General features: G+C 62.9%; 16 protein-coding genes. 8 read left to right on the top strand and 8 right to left on the bottom strand.

The annotated features are described in order from the left end of the window. Positions 1–30: 30 nt before the first annotated feature. A complete protein-coding gene (locus HV770_RS27680) occupies positions 31–630 on the top strand; it encodes a UbiX family flavin prenyltransferase (RefSeq protein WP_175164743.1) in 600 nt (199 codons plus the stop codon). Between the two features lie 162 nt (positions 631–792). Continuing rightward, a complete protein-coding gene (locus HV770_RS27675) occupies positions 793–1578 on the top strand; it encodes a DODA-type extradiol aromatic ring-opening family dioxygenase (protein WP_175164742.1) in 786 nt (261 codons plus the stop codon). Between the two features lie 128 nt (positions 1579–1706). On the opposite strand, the gene HV770_RS27670 is transcribed toward HV770_RS27675, so the two are convergent. Beyond that, a complete protein-coding gene (locus HV770_RS27670) occupies positions 1707–3302 on the bottom strand; it encodes an APC family permease (RefSeq protein ID WP_175164741.1) in 1596 nt (531 codons plus the stop codon). A 431-nt stretch (positions 3303–3733) separates the two neighbouring features. Here HV770_RS27670 and HV770_RS27665 point away from each other — a divergent pair, with 431 nt between their 5' ends. Then, the gene (locus HV770_RS27665; protein ID WP_007180251.1) at positions 3734–3937 is read left to right on the top strand and encodes a cold-shock protein; all 204 of its coding nucleotides are present in this window, start codon (positions 3734–3736) and stop codon (positions 3935–3937) included. Positions 3938–4050: 113 nt separating this feature from the next. Here HV770_RS27665 and HV770_RS27660 read toward each other — a convergent pair whose 3' ends face one another. After that, positions 4051–5301: an Hsp70 family protein gene (locus HV770_RS27660; RefSeq protein ID WP_175164778.1), complete on the bottom strand. Its 1251-nt coding sequence runs from the start codon at positions 5299–5301 to the stop codon at positions 4051–4053. Between the two features lie 186 nt (positions 5302–5487). Here HV770_RS27660 and HV770_RS27655 point away from each other — a divergent pair, with 186 nt between their 5' ends. Continuing rightward, positions 5488–6963: an MFS transporter gene (locus tag HV770_RS27655; protein ID WP_175164740.1), complete on the top strand. Its 1476-nt coding sequence runs from the start codon at positions 5488–5490 to the stop codon at positions 6961–6963. A gap of 53 nt (positions 6964–7016) precedes the next feature. Here the strand turns inward: HV770_RS27655 and HV770_RS27650 are convergent, their stop codons facing one another. Then, positions 7017–7610, bottom strand: coding sequence for a nitroreductase family protein (locus HV770_RS27650; protein WP_175164739.1), 594 nt, complete (start codon positions 7608–7610; stop codon positions 7017–7019). A 189-nt stretch (positions 7611–7799) separates the two neighbouring features. Then, positions 7800–9083 carry an MFS transporter gene (locus tag HV770_RS27645; protein ID WP_175164738.1) on the bottom strand — a complete coding sequence of 428 codons (1284 nt, stop codon included), beginning with the start codon at positions 9081–9083 and terminating at the stop codon, positions 7800–7802. 160 nt (positions 9084–9243) lie between these two features. On the opposite strand from HV770_RS27645, the gene HV770_RS27640 reads away from it, so the two are divergent. Both HV770_RS27640 and HV770_RS27635 read left to right on the top strand, forming a co-directional pair. Then, a complete protein-coding gene (locus tag HV770_RS27640) occupies positions 9244–9885 on the top strand; it encodes a TetR/AcrR family transcriptional regulator (RefSeq protein WP_175164737.1) in 642 nt (213 codons plus the stop codon). 142 nt (positions 9886–10027) lie between these two features. Further along, positions 10028–10582 carry a DUF1415 domain-containing protein gene (locus HV770_RS27635; RefSeq protein WP_175164736.1) on the top strand — a complete coding sequence of 185 codons (555 nt, stop codon included), beginning with the start codon at positions 10028–10030 and terminating at the stop codon, positions 10580–10582. Between the two features lie 117 nt (positions 10583–10699). Here HV770_RS27635 and HV770_RS27630 read toward each other — a convergent pair whose 3' ends face one another. Next, the gene (locus HV770_RS27630; RefSeq protein ID WP_175164735.1) at positions 10700–11542 is read right to left on the bottom strand and encodes a class I SAM-dependent methyltransferase; all 843 of its coding nucleotides are present in this window, start codon (positions 11540–11542) and stop codon (positions 10700–10702) included. A 383-nt stretch (positions 11543–11925) separates the two neighbouring features. Between HV770_RS27630 and HV770_RS27625 the strand changes: the two genes are divergently transcribed. Next, positions 11926–12246, top strand: a complete 321-nt coding sequence (locus tag HV770_RS27625) for a type II toxin-antitoxin system HicA family toxin (RefSeq protein ID WP_012434486.1) — start codon at positions 11926–11928, stop codon at positions 12244–12246. A gap of 108 nt (positions 12247–12354) precedes the next feature. Here the strand turns inward: HV770_RS27625 and HV770_RS27620 are convergent, their stop codons facing one another. After that, complete coding sequence (locus HV770_RS27620) at positions 12355–12564, bottom strand: DUF1059 domain-containing protein (protein WP_175164734.1); 210 nt, start codon at positions 12562–12564, stop codon at positions 12355–12357. A 427-nt stretch (positions 12565–12991) separates the two neighbouring features. Here HV770_RS27620 and HV770_RS27615 point away from each other — a divergent pair, with 427 nt between their 5' ends. Next, positions 12992–14272 carry a TIGR03862 family flavoprotein gene (locus HV770_RS27615; protein ID WP_175164733.1) on the top strand — a complete coding sequence of 427 codons (1281 nt, stop codon included), beginning with the start codon at positions 12992–12994 and terminating at the stop codon, positions 14270–14272. A 359-nt stretch (positions 14273–14631) separates the two neighbouring features. Here the strand turns inward: HV770_RS27615 and HV770_RS27610 are convergent, their stop codons facing one another. Then, on the bottom strand, positions 14632–15756 hold the full coding sequence (locus tag HV770_RS27610; protein ID WP_175164732.1) for a methyltransferase: 1125 nt from the start codon (positions 15754–15756) through the stop codon (positions 14632–14634). Beyond that, positions 15753–16181, bottom strand: coding sequence for a hypothetical protein (locus HV770_RS27605; RefSeq protein WP_175164731.1), 429 nt, complete (start codon positions 16179–16181; stop codon positions 15753–15755). The genes HV770_RS27610 and HV770_RS27605 overlap by 4 nt, the downstream gene beginning before the upstream one ends. Positions 16182–16432: the final 251 nt, after the last annotated feature.

Raw genomic sequence — 16432 nt, 5'->3', positions numbered from 1 at the left:
TCCGTTTATCCCGATAAGGCGCCGCGAGTCATGGAAACACGCGCTGCGGCGCCGCGCCGGCTGATCGTCGCGATCACCGGCGCGACCGGCGCCATCTACGGTATCCGGTTGCTCGAGACGCTGCGCAGGCTCGGCGGCGTCGAGAGCCATCTGCTGATTTCGAGCGCAGGCTGGCTCAATATCCAGCACGAACTCCAGTTGAGCAAGGAAGACGTGCATCCTCTCGCGGATGTCGTCCATTCGGTGCGCGATGTCGGCGCGACCATCGCGTCCGGCTCGTTCGCCACCGACGGCATGGTGGTCGCCCCCTGCTCGATGAAGACGCTCGCAAGCGTCGCGCACGGCTTTTCCGACAACCTGATCACCCGCGCCGCCGACGTCACGCTCAAGGAGCGTCGCCGCCTCGTGTTGCTCGTTCGCGAGACGCCGTTCAATCTCGCGCATCTGCGCAATATGACGGCCGTTACCGAAATGGGCGGCGTGATCTTCCCGCCGCTGCCTGCGTTCTACAACCAACCGGCCTCGATCGACGAAATGGTCGATCACACCGTGGCGCGCGTGCTGGACCTGTTCGCGCTCGGACCGGCTTTGTCGCCCTCGTGGACCGGATTGCGCGACGCTCAGCAGTAGCAGACGCTGCCCTACCGCTTCTGCCCGGTGCGCTGCGCGCCCGAATTGATAACAAGGGCGACACAATCAATTCTCTTTTCGCCCGTTTATCAAACGATGGTGCGGGCCTATATTGATAGCAACCCCACTTCTGCGCCGTGTCCCTGCGACTGCGTTGCTGCCATGAACCGCCTACCCTCGCTTTTCCTGTCCCACGGCGCGCCCACGCTGCCGATCGATCCCTCGATGCCGTCCGCGCAGTTCGGCGTATTAGGCGCGCAGCTGCCGCGTCCGCAAGCTGTACTGATGCTGTCGGCCCACTGGGGCACCGCACATCCGCTGGCGAGCACGGCGACGACGCCGGAAACCATCCACGATTTCTACGGCTTTCCGCGTCAGTTGTACGAAATCCAGTACCCGGCGCCGGGCGCGCCCGATGTCGCGCACCGTGCCGCCGCGCTGCTTGGCGAAAACGGTATCCTCGCGGACACCCAGCCGCACGGGCTCGACCACGGCGCGTGGGTGCCGATGCTGCTGATGTTCCCGCACGCGGACGTGCCGGTCGCGCAGTTGTCGATCCAGCCGCACATGGACGCCGCACATCATTTCCAAGTAGGTCGTGCGCTGCGCGCGTTGAAAGACGATGGTGTGATGGTGATCGGCTCCGGCCAGATCACGCACAATCTGCGCGCCGCCGATTTCTCCGCGCGCCCGGAAGATGCCGATCCGCGCGTGGCCGAGTTCACGGACTGGTTCGAAACGAAACTCGCCGCGCACGATGTCGGTGCGCTGCTCGACTACCGCCGCCAGGCGCCGCACGCAGTGCTGATGCATCCGACCGACGAGCATCTGCTGCCCGTATTCGCCGCATTGGGCGCGGCGGACGACGATTATTCGCTGGCCATCCAGTCGCTCGGCACATATCAGCGCTCGCTCGCGATGACGAACTACGTGTTCGGCAGCGCCTGAGCCTGGCGCCGGTAGGCAGCCAACGCCCCCACGCGACAGCCAACAAAAAAGCCCGCCTGAGCAACTCAGGCGGGCTTTTTCTCGTCCCGGACTCAACCGCGGCCCGGCCGACAGGCTCAGCGCGGCGCTTAGTGCGCGCCCATGCCTTCGAGCACTTCGTCGTGAGTCTGACGCTCTTCCAGATACTCCGACCGGTAGCCGCTATTCACGCCCCAGTAGTAGAACACCAGCGAGAACGCGATCACCACCAGCATGTCCCAGCCGTACGGCAGGATGCCGAAACCGCCGAACTCCTTGCTGCCGATCAGCGACAGAACCGCCATGATCGGCAGGTAGGCGACCAGCCACCATGCCGCCTTCAGATCGCGGCCCCAGCCGGCAAAACCCGACTTCGCCTGGAAGTAGAAGTACACCGGCAACGCGACGACCATCAGCAGAATGATTTCGCCGGTGAGCGGCCATTTGGCCCAGTAAAGGATCAGCGACGCACACACGAACGCGAACGGCGCGATCACCTTCATGCCGGCGATGTGCAGCGGACGCTCGAGGTCCGTCGCCGCGCGGCGCAGCGCCATCAGGCTGATCGGGCCCGTCAGGTACGAGATTACCGTGGCGACCGAAATCACCGCCGCCAGCGAGCTCCAGCCGCGGAAGAAGAACAGGAAAATGAACGACACGAACAGGTTGAACCACATCGCCTGACGCGGCACGCCATAGAACGGGTGCACGTTGCCGAACATCTTCGGCATCGTGTTGTTGCGCTCCATCGCGTAAATCATGCGGGTGGTGGTCGCCATATAGGTGGTACCGGTGCCGCTCGGGCTGACGAAAGCATCCACGTACAGCAGGATCGCCAGCCAGTTCAGGTTCAGCGCGATCGCGAGTTCGGCGAACGGCGACGCGAAGTTGAAGTGGCTCCAGCCCTTCATGACGTCGCTCGGGTTCACCGCGCCGATATACGCGATCTGCAACAGCACGTAGATCACCAGCGCCAGCAGGATCGAGCCGATCACCGCGAACGGCACGCTCTTGGCCGGATTGCGTGCTTCGCCAGCGAGGTTGATCGGGCTCTGGAAACCGTTGAACGCGAACACGATGCCGCTCGTCGCGACCGCCGTCAGCACCGACGACCAGCCGTACGGCGCGAACGTGCTTGTTTCGCCGAAGTTTTCCTTGTGAAAGCCGGTCAGCATCAAGCCAAGGATCGTCGCGCCGGGAATCAGGAACTTGAAGATCGTGATCGCCGAATTGGCGCGCGCGAACAGTTTGACGCCCCAGTAGTTCAGCAGGAAGTAGATGATCACGAGGCCGGCGGACAGCAATAACCCGTTAGTGGTTAACGAGCCGTCGACGAAGAGCGCATGCGCCCACGCATAGGGCCACGTGCTCATATATTGAATGGATGCCTCGGCTTCGATCGGAATCACCGAAACGATCGCAATCCAGTTGGCCCACGCGCTGATAAAACCGACCAGCGCACCGTGCGAATAGCGCGCGTAGCGCACCATACCGCCGGATTCCGGAAACATCGCACCGAGTTCCGCGTAAGTCAGGGCAATCGCGAGAATCACGACTGCGCCGATGACCCAGGCACAAATGGCAGCGGGACCGGCAATTTTGGCGGCTTTCCATGCGCCGAACAGCCAGCCCGATCCGATGATCGAGCCCAAGCCGGTCAGCAGTAGTGCGAACGGCCCGATGTTCCGTTGTATAGAACTTTTCACGTCTTCTCCTGTATCAGAACCATGTCGGCACCGCGTGACATCGCTTGTGGCGCTGGAGACGGGTGACGCGCATGCATGCGCGGCGGACCCGTCCTGACAGGTGCAACCGACGCGCGGCGCGTAGTTTAACGGTTGCACCGACCTGATGCAGCGAAACTAAGGGTTCTCCCTGGCAAAAAGATCGAGGCGGCAGAAAGCTTTGTAAGCACAAACTGCGCCTACTCGCTAAATACTGCAAAAGATTCGACGACACTGTTGACCTTATCTGGAAATGCCCGTATAACGTTCGGGCAGGATTTCAAGCGGCGAGTGAATTGGTCTTTCGTAGTTCGCCCATCAACGGTACTCCGGTTGGTCCCATTACCCCCTTCCTTGATTTTCATGCACCCTCTGGGCTTCGGCCTTATTCACCATCTTTAGGAACAAGTAATATGGAAACCGGTACCGTCAAGTGGTTCAATGACGCAAAGGGCTTTGGCTTCATCACGCCGGACGGCGGTGGCGAAGATCTGTTCGCGCATTTCTCGGAAATCCGCACGGAAGGCTTCAAGACGCTGCAAGAAAACCAAAAGGTTACGTTTGAAGTGAAGACGGGCCCGAAGGGCAAGCAAGCCGCTAACATCAAGCCGGTGTAAGCGACACGCTTCCTTCTGGACGCAAAAAACCCCGCCTCGGCGGGGTTTTTTTATATCCATCGCAACTGAATGCGCTGATTATCTTCGCAGTATGCGAGGGATTAGTTTGTTGGTTATCCGAACAGACGCCGGGCATGAATACCGAGTCCCGTTGCAACGCTGGCGAGTCGATCGCCGAATACCGCTTTCGCATCCGGAAATGCGGCCGCCAATGCGCCCGATAGAAATGCGAGCCCGGTCGAGCCGCCCGTGAAATACACTGCGCTGACGTCGCGCGGCGCGACGCCGGCCGCCTGGACCGTATCGCGCGCCGCCTGCACGATGCGTTGCGTCTCATCCTGGCCGGCTTTGATGAGTTGGGCTTCGTCGAAGGCGAGGCGCAGGTCGTCTTCCACTTCGTCGAGATCGATGACGGTCTCGCCGCCCGCCGCCACGCCGATCTTCGCCTCTTCCGCATGGGCCGCCAGCGCGTGCCCCAGGCGGCGCTCAACGACGCGCATCAGGCGGTCGTGGTGCTTGGTTTGGGTAAACAGGTGCCGCATCAGCGCGAGTTCGCTGACCCGCTTCGGCGCGTAGACCGTGTTGATCAAGTGCCAGGTCGCCAGATCGAAGTAGATACGGTTTGGGATCTCGCGCCCTTCCGGATCGAGCGACTGATAGCCGAGTTCGCGGAGGATCGTCGCCAGTTCGACGCGGCGGTCGAAGTCCGTGCCCGCAACGTGTACGCCGTGGTGCGCCAGCACGTCGCCCTTGCGCTCGACGCGCTTCATCCGTTCCGGTCCGACCCGCACCAGCGAAAAGTCCGACGTGCCGCCGCCGATGTCGGCCACCAGCACGAGCCCCTCCTCCGTCAGATGCGATTCGTAGTCGAATGCGGCCGCGATCGGCTCATACTGAAAGTGAATTTCCCGCAAGCCGACCGAGCGCGCGGCGGCTTCGAGCTGCTGCTGCGCCATCTGGTCGGCGCGTGGATCGTCGTCGACGAAAAACACCGGGCGGCCCAGCACCGCGCGATCGATCGCGCCGCCGGTGCTCTTTTCGGCCGAGCGCTTGAGGTGATCGACGAAAATCGCGATCACGTCCGTGTACTTGATCGCGGAGCCGTCGCCCAGATCCGTCGAGTTTTCGGCGAGCGGCGAGCCGAGAATGCTTTTCATCGAGCGCATCAGCCGACCATCGAAGCCGTCGATGTATGCCGCCAGCGCCGCCCGCCCGAATTCGCGCGTGTCTTCGTCGGTGTTGAAAAAGACGGCAGTGGGCAGCGTCGTGTAGGCGTCTTCGACCGGCGCGAGCTTGAGCAAAGCGCCGTCAGGCACGGCCACGGCCGAGTTGGAAGTACCGAAGTCAATCGCGCAATAGTTCATGGCAGGCATCGCCGCTCAGCTGGCGCGGACAGAAAGGGGAGCGGCTTTGTAACACGAAAACTCGGCTAGCATCAACTAACGCTTTCGAACCGGCCGCTATAAGGCAAAAGATCGTTCGACGGAACGAATATTGCTCTTTTCGACAGGATACGCCGCCAAATTTTCGGATTGAGGAGACGTCAAGCAATGAGCGCGCCGCCGACTGCCGCTGTTCACGAGAAAAACGCCACGCTGATCGAAACGGACCTGCCCTCGCGGCTGGACCGGCTGCCGTGGGGCCGCTTTCATTCACTGATCGTGGTGGCGCTGGGTGTCACGTGGCTGCTCGACGGCCTCGAAGTGACCTTGGCGGGCGCCGTCGCGAGCGCGCTGAAGTCCAGTCCGTCACTGCGCTTTTCCAACGCCGACGTGGGCCTGGCAGGCAGCGCATATATCGCCGGCGCAGTGCTCGGGGCGCTGGGTTTCGGCTGGCTGACCGACCGGCTCGGCCGCCGCAAGCTGTTTTTCATCACGCTCGCCGTCTATCTGGCCGCGACGGCGGCGACCGCGCTTTCGTGGAATCTGGCCAGCTTCATGCTGTTTCGCTTCCTGACCGGCGCGGGGATCGGCGGCGAATACACGGCGATCAACTCGACGATCCAGGAATTCACCCCGGCGCGGGTGCGAGGCTGGACCGATCTGGGCATCAACGGCACGTTCTGGGTCGGCGCCGGGCTCGGCGCGGCCGGCTCGCTGGTGCTGCTCGATCCTCACCTGCTGCCGGCCGACTGGGGCTGGCGCGCCTGCTTCTTCATCGGCGCCGTGCTCGCCCTGGTGATCCTGCCAATGCGCATCTGGGTGCCCGAAAGCCCGCGCTGGCTGTTGACGCACGGCGACGAGCCCGACGCGCGCTCGATCGTCGAAGGCATCGAAGGGCGTTTTCGCGACGAAGGTCACGCGCTCTCCGACGAGCAGCTCACCCGTCTGCGGCTGCGCGCCCGTGCGCATACGCCGTTGCGCGAGGTGTTCCATACGCTCTTCAACGTGCACCGCCGCCGCGCGCTGGTCGGCCTCACGTTGATGACCGCGCAGGCGTTCTTCTACAACGCGATTTTCTTCACTTACGCGCTCGTGCTCACCGACTTTTACCAGGTGCCGGGCGACCACATCGGCTGGTATCTGCTGCCCTTCGCGCTCGGCAACTTTCTCGGACCGTTGCTGCTCGGACGGCTTTTCGACGTGATCGGGCGGCGCAAGATGATCGCGGCGACTTACGGCATGTCCGCAATTCTGCTGACGCTGAGCGGGTATCTGTTCGAGCAGCAGTTGCTCACCGTCGTCACGCAGACGATTGCCTGGATGGTGATTTTCTTCTTCGCGTCGGCAGCGGCGAGTTCGGCGTATTTGACGGTCAGCGAATCGTTCCCGCTAGAAATCCGCGCGCTGGCGATTGCAGTCTTCTACGCGTTCGGCACGGCGCTCGGCGGCATCATCGGCCCGGCGTTCTTCGGGAGACTGATCGACACGCATCAGCGCAGCGCAGTATTCTCGGGCTACCTGGTGGGATCGGGGCTGATGCTCGTGGCGGCCGTGGCGGCGGCGATCTGGGGCGTAGACGCGGAGCGGAAATCGCTCGAACATGTGGCGACGCCGCTCTCGAGCGTCCCGGACGAAGTGGAATAAACAACGCGCGAACGGTGCCGCGCGCTTTTTTCGCATCTAGCGCGGTGAACCGCTCACAGAGCCTTCTTCCAGCCGCCGCCGTAGGCGACGTCGGCCAGCGGCAGACGCTGACGCACCGATTTCTCGCGCTCGCGCAGCACCGGATCGAGCTTGTCGACTTCGCCGTAATGGCCGAGCGAAATGATCGCGATCACGTCGACGTCGTTCGGCAACGCGAATGTCGTGCGGAACGCGTTAGGATCGAAGCCGCTCATCTGATGCGCGGCCAGCCCGAGCGCATGTGCCTGCAACACCAGCGCCATGGCGGCGGAACCGGCATCGTACGCGGCGCAGCGGTTCACTTCACCCTTGTTGGTCAGCGTGTGCGTGGTCACGGCGATCAGCACCGGCGCGCGCGAATTCCAGCCCTGATTGAACGGCACCAGCGTCGCGAAAGCCTGCTTGAACGAAACTTCATCGACACTGCGATCGAAGACGAGAAAACGCCACGGTTGCGCGTTGTAGGCAGACGGCGCCCAGCGCGCCGCTTCGAGCACGGAGCGCAAATGCTCGCGACTCACCGGCTCGCTCGAATACGCGCGCGGGCTCCAGCGGCCCGCAATCAGCTCGTGAATGGCAACTTCGGTAGGGGCGGGTTTGTTGGTCATGCGCTTCTCTCGGTCGAAATTCATGATCGCCGGGCGGTCGCCCGGGGTCACATAGCATAACCGGGGTTCGGCGCGCGCGCTCCAACAAGCGGTCAGTTTGTTTCCGCGTGGCTTGCCAAAGGAAACGGCCACCGGATTCACCCGGTGGCCGTCCCATGTTGCTTCGTTGCTTCGTTACGCAGCGCAGCCTTACACCGCCTGCGGCTGCGGCACTTTCGCGGGCCGATTGATCCGCAACACGATCACCGCGGCGACCAGACACAGCCCACCCGAAATCATCGACGCCACCGTATAGGTGCCGAGGCTCGCGCGCAGCATGCCCGCGCCCAGCGCCGCGAATGCCGCGCCGAGCTGGTGGCCCGCGACCACCCAGCCGAACACCACGGGCGCCGCTTCCTTGCCGTACACATCGGTTGCAAGACGCACGGTCGGCGGAACGGTGGCGATCCAGTCGAGTCCGTAGAACACGGCGAACAACGGCAGACCGAAGAAGTCGATACCGAACGCGTGCGGCAAATACATCAGCGACAAGCCCCGCAAGCCGTAATACCAGAACAGCAACACACGGCTATTGAAGCGGTCCGACAACCAGCCCGAGAGCGTCGTACCGAACAGATCGAAGATGCCCATCGCGGCGAGCAGCGACGCACCCTGCACCTCGGTCATGCCGTAGTCGCCGCACATCGCGATCAAGTGGGTGCCGACATAGCCGTTGGTGCTCGCGCCGCAGATAAAAAAGCTGAAAAACAGCAGCCAGAAATCACGGGTTTTGCTCGCCATGGCCAGCGTGCCGAACGCGATGGCGAGCGGGTTCTGTTTGGTGACGGTGCTCGCGACCGGCGCGTCGTGCGGTTCGCCATACGGACGCAGTTTCATGTCGGCCGGGCGCTCGGGCAGCAGAAACGCGACCAGCGGAATCACCACCGCCGCCGCGAGTGCGACGACCCACACAACCTGACGCCAGCCGTAATGCTCGGCGATGGCCGCGAGCATCGGCAGGAACACCAGTTGGCCGGTGGCCGAACTGGCCGTGAGAATGCCCATGACGAGGCCGCGGCGCGTGGTGAACCAGCGCGTCACCACCGTCGCGGACAGCGATAGTGCGGCGACGCCGGTCGAACCGCCCACCATCACGCCCCAGATCAGCACCATCTGCCACGGATGCGTCATCAGCGACGACAGCGCTACGCCCAACGCCATCGTGCCGAGCGCGACGAGCAGCGTGGGACGCACGCCGAAGCGTTGCATGGCCGCCGCCGCGAACGGCCCCATCAGGCCGTAGAGTGCGATGTTCACGGAAATCGCCAGCGAGATCGTCGCGCGGCTCCAGCCGAACTGGTGCTCGAGCGGCAACATCATCACGCTCGGCGTGGCGCGCGTGCCCGCCGCCGCCAGCAATACCAGAAACACCACCGCGACTGTCAACCAACCGTAGTGGAACCGCCCGCCAATCAGTCTCGCTGCCCAGTTCATTGGTTCTCCAATCGACGCTTCGCCTCGCAGGCTGCGTCGTTCGTATTATTACGGGTTCCGTAAATGATTTGTGACAGATCAGTCACAATGGTGTTGCGATGTTAGTTACTGGTCGGTAACATGTCAAGGCGTCAATTCAGTTCCAAACAGGCGGTCCATCATGTCCGAGAGCAACACTCCCAAGCCGACCGGGAAAGCCCGTGCGCGCGGTGCGCAGACGGCCGGGCCGCAGGCCCAGCGCAATCTGCTGCACGCCGCGAGCGAGCTGTTCTACCGCGAAGGCGTGCGCACGGTCGGCGTCGACGCGGTGGTCGAGCGTGCAGGCGTGAACAAGATGAGTTTGTACCGCCAGTTCTCGTCGAAAGACGAATTGGTAATGGCCTATCTGGAACAGCAGGACGAGCGGTTCTTCGGCTACGTGGAGAGGAGTTTCGCCAAGTATCCGGGCGAGCCGGCGAAGCAGCTTCAGCAGTATTTCGACGACCTCTCGGTGCGCGCGTCGGTGGACGACTATCGCGGCTGTCCGTTCGTGAACGTGTCGGTGGAATTTTCGGACCCCACGCATCCGGCCCGGCAGTTCGTCTTTCGCAACAAGCAGCGTTTGATGGCACGGCTCATCGAACTGTCGACGGCGGCCGCCGCTAACGATCCAGAGGCGCTCGCGAATGCACTCGGCCTGGTGATCGAGGGCGTCTATGCGGCCAGCCAGACTTACGGCCCGGGATGCGGGCCTATCCTGGCCGCACCGAAAGTGGCCGCGCAGTTGATCGCCGCCGCATGCGGTGGGACGCGGGCGGTTTGATCTGACGCGGGGTCGAGCCGGGGTCGAGCCGAGGTTGCGCCTTTTGCGCGCCGGGGATCGCGCCGTGAGCAGAGCGGCGCCGGCTCGGGCCGTTAGAATGGTGCTTTTCCCCACCCGCCTTTTATCCGCCGTGTCGCCTGCCATGCCGTTGCCCGCCGAATCCCACGATGCCGTCGTTGCCGCCACCCGTCACTGGCTGACCGAGGCCGTGATCGGACTCAATTTGTGTCCTTTCGCGAAAGCCGTGCACGCGAAGGGGCAAATTCGCTACGCCGTGAGCGAGGCCGTGGAGATGGAAGCCGTCTTGACCGATCTCGAAGCGGAGTTGCAGACGCTGGTGGCCGCCGATCCGGAGGCCGTCGACACCACGCTGCTGATCCTGCCGCACGCGCTCGGAGATTTTCTCGACTTCAACGATTGCCTGTTTTTCGCCGACCGGCTCATCAAGCAGCTTCGGCTCGAAGGTGTCGTTCAGATCGCGAGCTTTCACCCCTCTTACCAGTTCGAAGGCAGCGCCCCGGACGATATCGAGAACTACACGAATCGGGCGCCCTGTCCGATTCTGCATCTGCTGCGCGAAGACAGCATCGAGAGAGCGGTTCAGGCGTTCCCCGATGCCGAAGATATTTACGAGCGCAATCAGGCGACGTTGCGGCGAATCGGTCTTGCAGGCTGGAACGAATTGATGAAGCGCTGAACGTAAGCGCGGGGACAGAGAGCGGCAATGCAATCCCGGCGGCGCGCATGGCGCTCGCCCGTAAAAGCCGCCTTTCTCACTGAAGAAGCCTCACCTCATCGGCCGGAACACATCACATCAGGCCTCGACAAAAAACCGCTCTTTCAACTCCTGAATACCGAGCGTGTCCATCACTTCGTTGAGGCGTTCGGCCGGCCGGCGCCGCGGCAGATCCTTGTACTGCGCGATGATCAACTCGTTTTTCATCGAATGCTCCCAGCCGACCAGTTCGGTCACGCTGACCTGATACCCATGCGCCTCGAGCTGCAGACAGCGCAGCACATTCGTGATCTGGCTGCCAAATTCCCGCGTGTGCAACGGGTGCCGCCAGATCTCCGTCAACGCGTTGCCGAGCGACTTGCCCTTGTTCTGCCGTAGCACGCCGGCCACCTCGGCCTGACAGCATGGCACCACTACGATGTACTTGGCCCGCTTGTCGAGCGCGAACCGGATCGCGTCGTCGGTAGCGGTATTGCACGCGTGCAGCGCCGTCACGATGTCGATCTGCGCCGGCAATCGCGTCGACGAAATCGACTCCGCGACCGACAGGTTCAGAAACGACATCCCCGTGAAACCCAGCCGCGCGGCCAATTCTTCGGACTTCGTAACGAGATCTTCGCGGGTTTCAATGCCGTAAATGTGTGAAGCCCCACCCGCCGCACTCTGAAACTCCTTGAAGAAAAGATCGTAAAGAATAAAACCTAGGTATGACTTGCCCGCGCCGTGGTCGACGAGCGTCAAGGCGCCTTGCTTGTCCTTGAGGTCTTTGAGCAGCGGCTCGATGAACTGGAACAGGTGATAGACCTGCTTCAGCTTGCGGCGGCTGTCCTGGTTCATTTTGCCGTCGCGCGTGAGGATATGGAGTTCCTTCAGCAACTCGACGGATTGGTTCGGACGGATTTCGTGGGTTTTGCTGGACATCGTAGGTACCGCCAACAATTGCAACGCGAACGTGCGACAGATGACGGAAAAAGGGAAAAGTTGCTGCCAGTTTACCCAAACTGCGACTCGCTCACCCAGCGAGCCGCGGAGCCCATGCGAGAAATGCATCAACCTGGAACGCTTCCTGCTCGAAAAGCATCATGGGAAACGTGCCGAAAGTGACTGAAAACAGCTTGCGCCCCGGCTTCGGCCGATCCCGCAAGCCGTGTCGCCGATAACAAGAAGCTGCCGGCCGTGGCACCGATCACGCGAACCGAATGCATGTGGGGAGGACGGCCTCAGAAAGCGGGCCGAACGTTACGTAACCAGCAGCGCGCCGAGACTTCAACCGGACGCGTGCTCGGATGATAGAAGAGGCGGCAATGGATACGGTACCCAACGGAAACGTGGAACAAAAATTTCAGGAAATGCTGGCGAAGCTCATCGCGACGCCCGCCTGGTCGGAGAAGCAGCAACTCGAACTGGAGATGGCGCGCGACATCTCCACCGAAATGCTGCGCCTCGCCGAAGTCATGCGCGATGGCAGCGTCGACATGGAAACGTGTCTGACGATGCTCAAGTACGCCAAAGTGCTCGACTTCGTGATGACCACGCTCGCGTCGCGACGCGACATCAAACCGCAAACGCTGCGGGTCATCTTCAAGCTCGCCGGGCTGAAGGTGGACGAGGCGTACCCCGGCTAGCGCTCAGGAGAACCCCTTACGCGAGAACGCAGCGATCCGCGCGGGCGACGGCTGCAAGCCGCGCGCCCGGGTCGCACGAGACATCTTTCGTTCGCAAGGACGATTCCCTCACGCACGCGGCGCCTCAACCGGCGGTGTGCCTTCATGAAACAGCGTCTTGAGTTGCGAACGCAGTTCCGGCGAATCCGAGTGCTTGTGGACCGCAACGGCGTGCTGCACGGCGGCTTCGAGCAATTCGCTGTCGCTGTCGGCGGATAGCGCGACGGTGCAGTTCATTTCGCTCGGGAATTCGCGGCAATCGATGTATTTGCGGCTCATGGCTGGCTCCTTGATTTTTCAACAATCGACCCTCCGCGCGAGCGGCGCACGCGCGAGCCATGACGCCGGCCGTCGCGCGGCGGCGATCGCCGCGATGCCGATATTTCCCGGCCTTGCGTGCAGCATTGATCGCAGCGGTGGCCGCGTCGGGGCGCTAGGCAGTCGGTGGCTTGGTTTTGATGCGAGAAAGACGCGCGCGGCGTCCGAGGGAAGGTATTTGAAAGTATAGGTCGCGCGGGTCTGGAACACAGATGCGAACGTGCGCCGGACGGCTGCGCAAGCCCCTGAACGCAGCTTTTTCCGGCCTTCGGTGTTGGCCGTACGTTTGCCCTGTGCCGTGCGCGGTGTGAAAATAGCGCCCTTCGCGCCGCTCGGGATCGTTCCGGCAGGCGCGCCGCTTCTTCCTTCCGCTTATCCGCAGGACCGCATGCGCTCTTCCTTGGATTCCGCCCTTGTCGCCGTGATCGGCGGCGGCCCCGCCGGCCTGATGGCGGCCGAGGCACTCGCCCGGCAGGGCGTGCAAGTCGACGTCTACGACGCGATGCCGTCGGTCGGCCGCAAGTTCCTGATGGCGGGCAAAGGCGGCATGAACATCACGCATTCGGAGTCGCGCGAGCCGTTTCTCGACCGCTACGGCGCGCGCCGCGAACGAATCGCGCCGCTGCTGGACGTCTTCGGACCCGACGCGCTGCGGGCGTGGTTGCGGGATCTGGGGGTCGACACTTTCGTCGGCAGTTCCGGGCGCGTGTTTCCCACCGATATGAAAGCCGCGCCGATGCTGCGCGCGTGGCTGCATCGGCTGCGTGAGACGGGCGTGCGGTTTCATATGCGGCACAAGTGGCGCGGCTGGGGTCCCGACGCGGACGACGCCACCGCGCACACGCTGCGGTTCGAGACGCCCGACGGCGAGCACACCGTGACTTGCGATGCCGTCGTGTTCGCGCTCGGCGGCGCAAGCTGGCCGCGCCTCGGATCGGACGGTGCGTGGGTGCCGCCGATGGCCGCCCATCAGGTGCCGGTGACGCCGCTGCGGCCCGCGAACTGCGGCTTCGACGCCGACTGGAGTCCATATCTGCGCGAGCGTTTTGCCGGTCAGCCGATCAAGCCGGTCGTCATCACGCTCACCGACGTAGACAATAAAGTCCACAGTCGACAAGGTGAAATACTTCTGACCGAAACGGGCCTCGAAGGGAGCCTGATTTACGCGATGTCGGCGACGATCCGCGAGCGGATTCTGGCCGACGGCGAGGCGACGATCGAGCTGGATCTGGCGCCGGGCTTGACGCTCGAGCGAGTCGTCGCTGAAGTGACGCGGCCGCGCGGCTCGCGCTCGATGGCAAGTCACCTGCACGGAAGAATCGGGATTGGCGGCGTAAAGCTGGCTTTGCTGCACGAGATTTTGTCGAAGGAGGCGTTTGCTGACGTACACGGCCTCGCGCATGCGATCAAGGCGCTCCCGGTGCGGTTCACGCGCGCCCGGCCTATCGCGGAAGCGATCAGCACTGCTGGCGGGATCCCGTTCGAGGCGCTCGACGCGCATCTGATGATCGCGCGGCTGCCCGGCGTGTTTTGTGCCGGGGAGATGCTCGATTGGGAGGCACCCACTGGCGGTTATCTGCTTACGGCCTGTTTTGCCAGTGGATTGGTGGCCGGCACGGGGGCTGCGGCGTATCTAAAGGCGCTTAAGGCGCGCGGCGCGCTGGCGTGATGCCGCCGCGGGTCGCCGCTTTCTAATCTCGCGGCAGCACGCCTCACCATTTCTTTCGCGTGCAATCAACTGAGGTGCTTTGGGCGCGATAGCGGCACGGCTGACATGTGGCGTATCGCAAGCGTTAAGACGCGAGACACACCGGCGTGATGCGCAGCGACGCAGCGTTCTCGTTTCGCGGCACACGCACCGCTTGCCGACTTTTTGACCGCCAATACGCTTTTGGGACCACAACGACGGCGCTGCCGTGTGGCGTATCACGAGGTTTCCCGAGACGCGAGGCGCGTCAGCGTGATGTGCGACGCGCCGCCTCTCAGCCGCGCCAACGCATCGCGCCCCGCCTCGCCCGCCTCATCCGCTTAACGCGCCTTGAGTCGCCACAACGACGTCACCTCGGCCGCCCGCGCCGCGTGTAGCGCATCGGTCTCATCGGTCGACTTCGGATGGAGCGGGCGAATATCCTCGCGTCCCACCACCGTCAGCGCGGCCTTTTCGATTGCAGCAAGCAGCCATTCGCGCGACCGCAAGCCGAGATGCTCAGCGAAATCCGACAGGATCAGCCAGCCCTCTCCGCCCGGCGACAAATGCTCCGCGAGGCCGTTCAGGAAGCCGAGCAGCATGCGGCTTTCCGGATCGTAGACCGCATATTCGATCGGCGAGGCGGGTCGTGCCGGCACCCATGGAGGGTTGCACACGACGAGCGGCGCCCGGCCTTCGGGAAACAGATCCGCCTGCACGACCTCGACCTGCTGGTCGCAGCCGAGGCGCGTGAGGTTCTCGCGCGCACAGGCGAGCGCTCGCGGGTCCTGATCGGTCGCGACGATTTTCTTCACGCCGCGTTTGGCGAGCAGCGCGGCCAACACACCGGTCCCGGTGCCGATGTCGAACGCCTTGTTCAGCGACGGCAGCGGCGTGCGCGCGACGAGCTCGACGTACTCACCACGCACCGGCGAAAACACGCCGTAGTGGGGATGGATGCGCTCGCCGAGCGCGGGAATCTCGACACCCTTCTTGCGCCACTCGAACGCGCCAATCAGACCGAGCAGTTCGCGCAGCGACACGACCGACGCCTCGTCGTTGGGCGGGCCGTAGGTTTCCGTACAGGCCTGCTGCACGTCGGGTGCGCGGCGCAGTGGAATGCCGTAAGCGGCGTCGAGCGGAATCAGGATCATGCCGAGCGTGCGCGCGCGTTGCGACTGCGCCTGACGATGCAGGTTGAACGCGTCGACCGGCGTTTCGCCCTGCTTGCGCGGTTTGCGCTCGAGCCGGCGCGTGACCGCCTGGAGCAACTGACGAGCGTTCTGGAAGTCGCCGTTCCACAGCAGCGCGGTGCCTTCGCAGGCGAGGCGGTAGGCCGAATCGGCGGTGGTACGGTCGTCAGCGACGATGACACGTTTGGGCGGCGGCACGGCGGCTTCGGAACGCCAGCGTGCGGTGCGGGGGCCGTCGGCTTCGGGCCAGGTAATGGTTGCGGGGCTGGTCATGGTGAGGTGGGATCGGTGTTGCGGAAGGGACGTGCGGAAAACGTTGCGTCGTTGGGGGCGCTGCCCGCCGGAGTACTTGTTAGCGATGCCGACTGACGCCCGAATAGTACCGCTGTCGCGCGGTTTCGCGGTGCGCTATTCGCGGACGGACGGAATTGGAGCGGGCGTCGGCGCAGGAAATGTGGACAACAAAATCCACAATCGACAAGGTGAAAGAGATATGGTGATTTTGAGCCGTTGCCGGTCTCACCGATGCTGTACGCAAAGGCTCGATAGGTCCAGCCGGCGGCCTTGATGGCGAAAGGCATGAGCGATCCCAGCGTGCTGTCGGCACCATCGCACGGCAAAGGCACTTCAATCACCAAGCCGGCCTGCAACGACAATTGCGATACACGTTGTTTTCTCGACGCCGATCCAATATTCATTTGGTGGGACAGAAAGGCTTTAATGCCGAAAATATGCAAAATGCATAAATAGAGAATCGACGGCCTATTGCGTAGCGTGAGGTTTTAACATCGATTTCAATGAGCAAAATAGACAGACGCCTATCCTCTCGGTATAGTTCTCACTAGTAGCCATATGGCTGAAAAAAAGAACCTGAGAGATCAAAAAGTGGCGTGGCGTGGTAATCGCCTAGCGTCCGCAGTCAGACAAATAGGGCGTCCTTCAGTTGCGG

Origin of the sequence: Paraburkholderia fynbosensis, from assembly GCF_902859935.1 — a bacterium.
Taxonomy (GTDB): Bacteria; Pseudomonadota; Gammaproteobacteria; order Burkholderiales; family Burkholderiaceae; genus Paraburkholderia; species Paraburkholderia fynbosensis.
This window is presented reverse-complemented; position numbering and strand designations above follow the sequence as displayed.

Coding starts and splice junctions, on each gene's coding strand:
- HV770_RS27660 (WP_175164778.1), bottom strand. CDS start 5,301: ATGAACTATTGCGCGATTGACTTCGGTACTTCCAACTCGGCCGTGGCC.
- HV770_RS27625 (WP_012434486.1), top strand. CDS start 11,926: ATGGATACGGTACCCAACGGAAACGTGGAACAAAAATTTCAGGAAATG.
- HV770_RS27655 (WP_175164740.1), top strand. CDS start 5,488: ATGAGCGCGCCGCCGACTGCCGCTGTTCACGAGAAAAACGCCACGCTG.
- HV770_RS27645 (WP_175164738.1), bottom strand. CDS start 9,083: ATGAACTGGGCAGCGAGACTGATTGGCGGGCGGTTCCACTACGGTTGG.
- HV770_RS27635 (WP_175164736.1), top strand. CDS start 10,028: ATGCCGTTGCCCGCCGAATCCCACGATGCCGTCGTTGCCGCCACCCGT.
- HV770_RS27610 (WP_175164732.1), bottom strand. CDS start 15,756: ATGACCAGCCCCGCAACCATTACCTGGCCCGAAGCCGACGGCCCCCGC.
- HV770_RS27630 (WP_175164735.1), bottom strand. CDS start 11,542: ATGTCCAGCAAAACCCACGAAATCCGTCCGAACCAATCCGTCGAGTTG.
- HV770_RS27675 (WP_175164742.1), top strand. CDS start 793: ATGAACCGCCTACCCTCGCTTTTCCTGTCCCACGGCGCGCCCACGCTG.
- HV770_RS27680 (WP_175164743.1), top strand. CDS start 31: ATGGAAACACGCGCTGCGGCGCCGCGCCGGCTGATCGTCGCGATCACC.
- HV770_RS27640 (WP_175164737.1), top strand. CDS start 9,244: ATGTCCGAGAGCAACACTCCCAAGCCGACCGGGAAAGCCCGTGCGCGC.
- HV770_RS27665 (WP_007180251.1), top strand. CDS start 3,734: ATGGAAACCGGTACCGTCAAGTGGTTCAATGACGCAAAGGGCTTTGGC.
- HV770_RS27615 (WP_175164733.1), top strand. CDS start 12,992: ATGCGCTCTTCCTTGGATTCCGCCCTTGTCGCCGTGATCGGCGGCGGC.
- HV770_RS27605 (WP_175164731.1), bottom strand. CDS start 16,181: ATGAATATTGGATCGGCGTCGAGAAAACAACGTGTATCGCAATTGTCG.
- HV770_RS27650 (WP_175164739.1), bottom strand. CDS start 7,610: ATGACCAACAAACCCGCCCCTACCGAAGTTGCCATTCACGAGCTGATT.
- HV770_RS27620 (WP_175164734.1), bottom strand. CDS start 12,564: ATGAGCCGCAAATACATCGATTGCCGCGAATTCCCGAGCGAAATGAAC.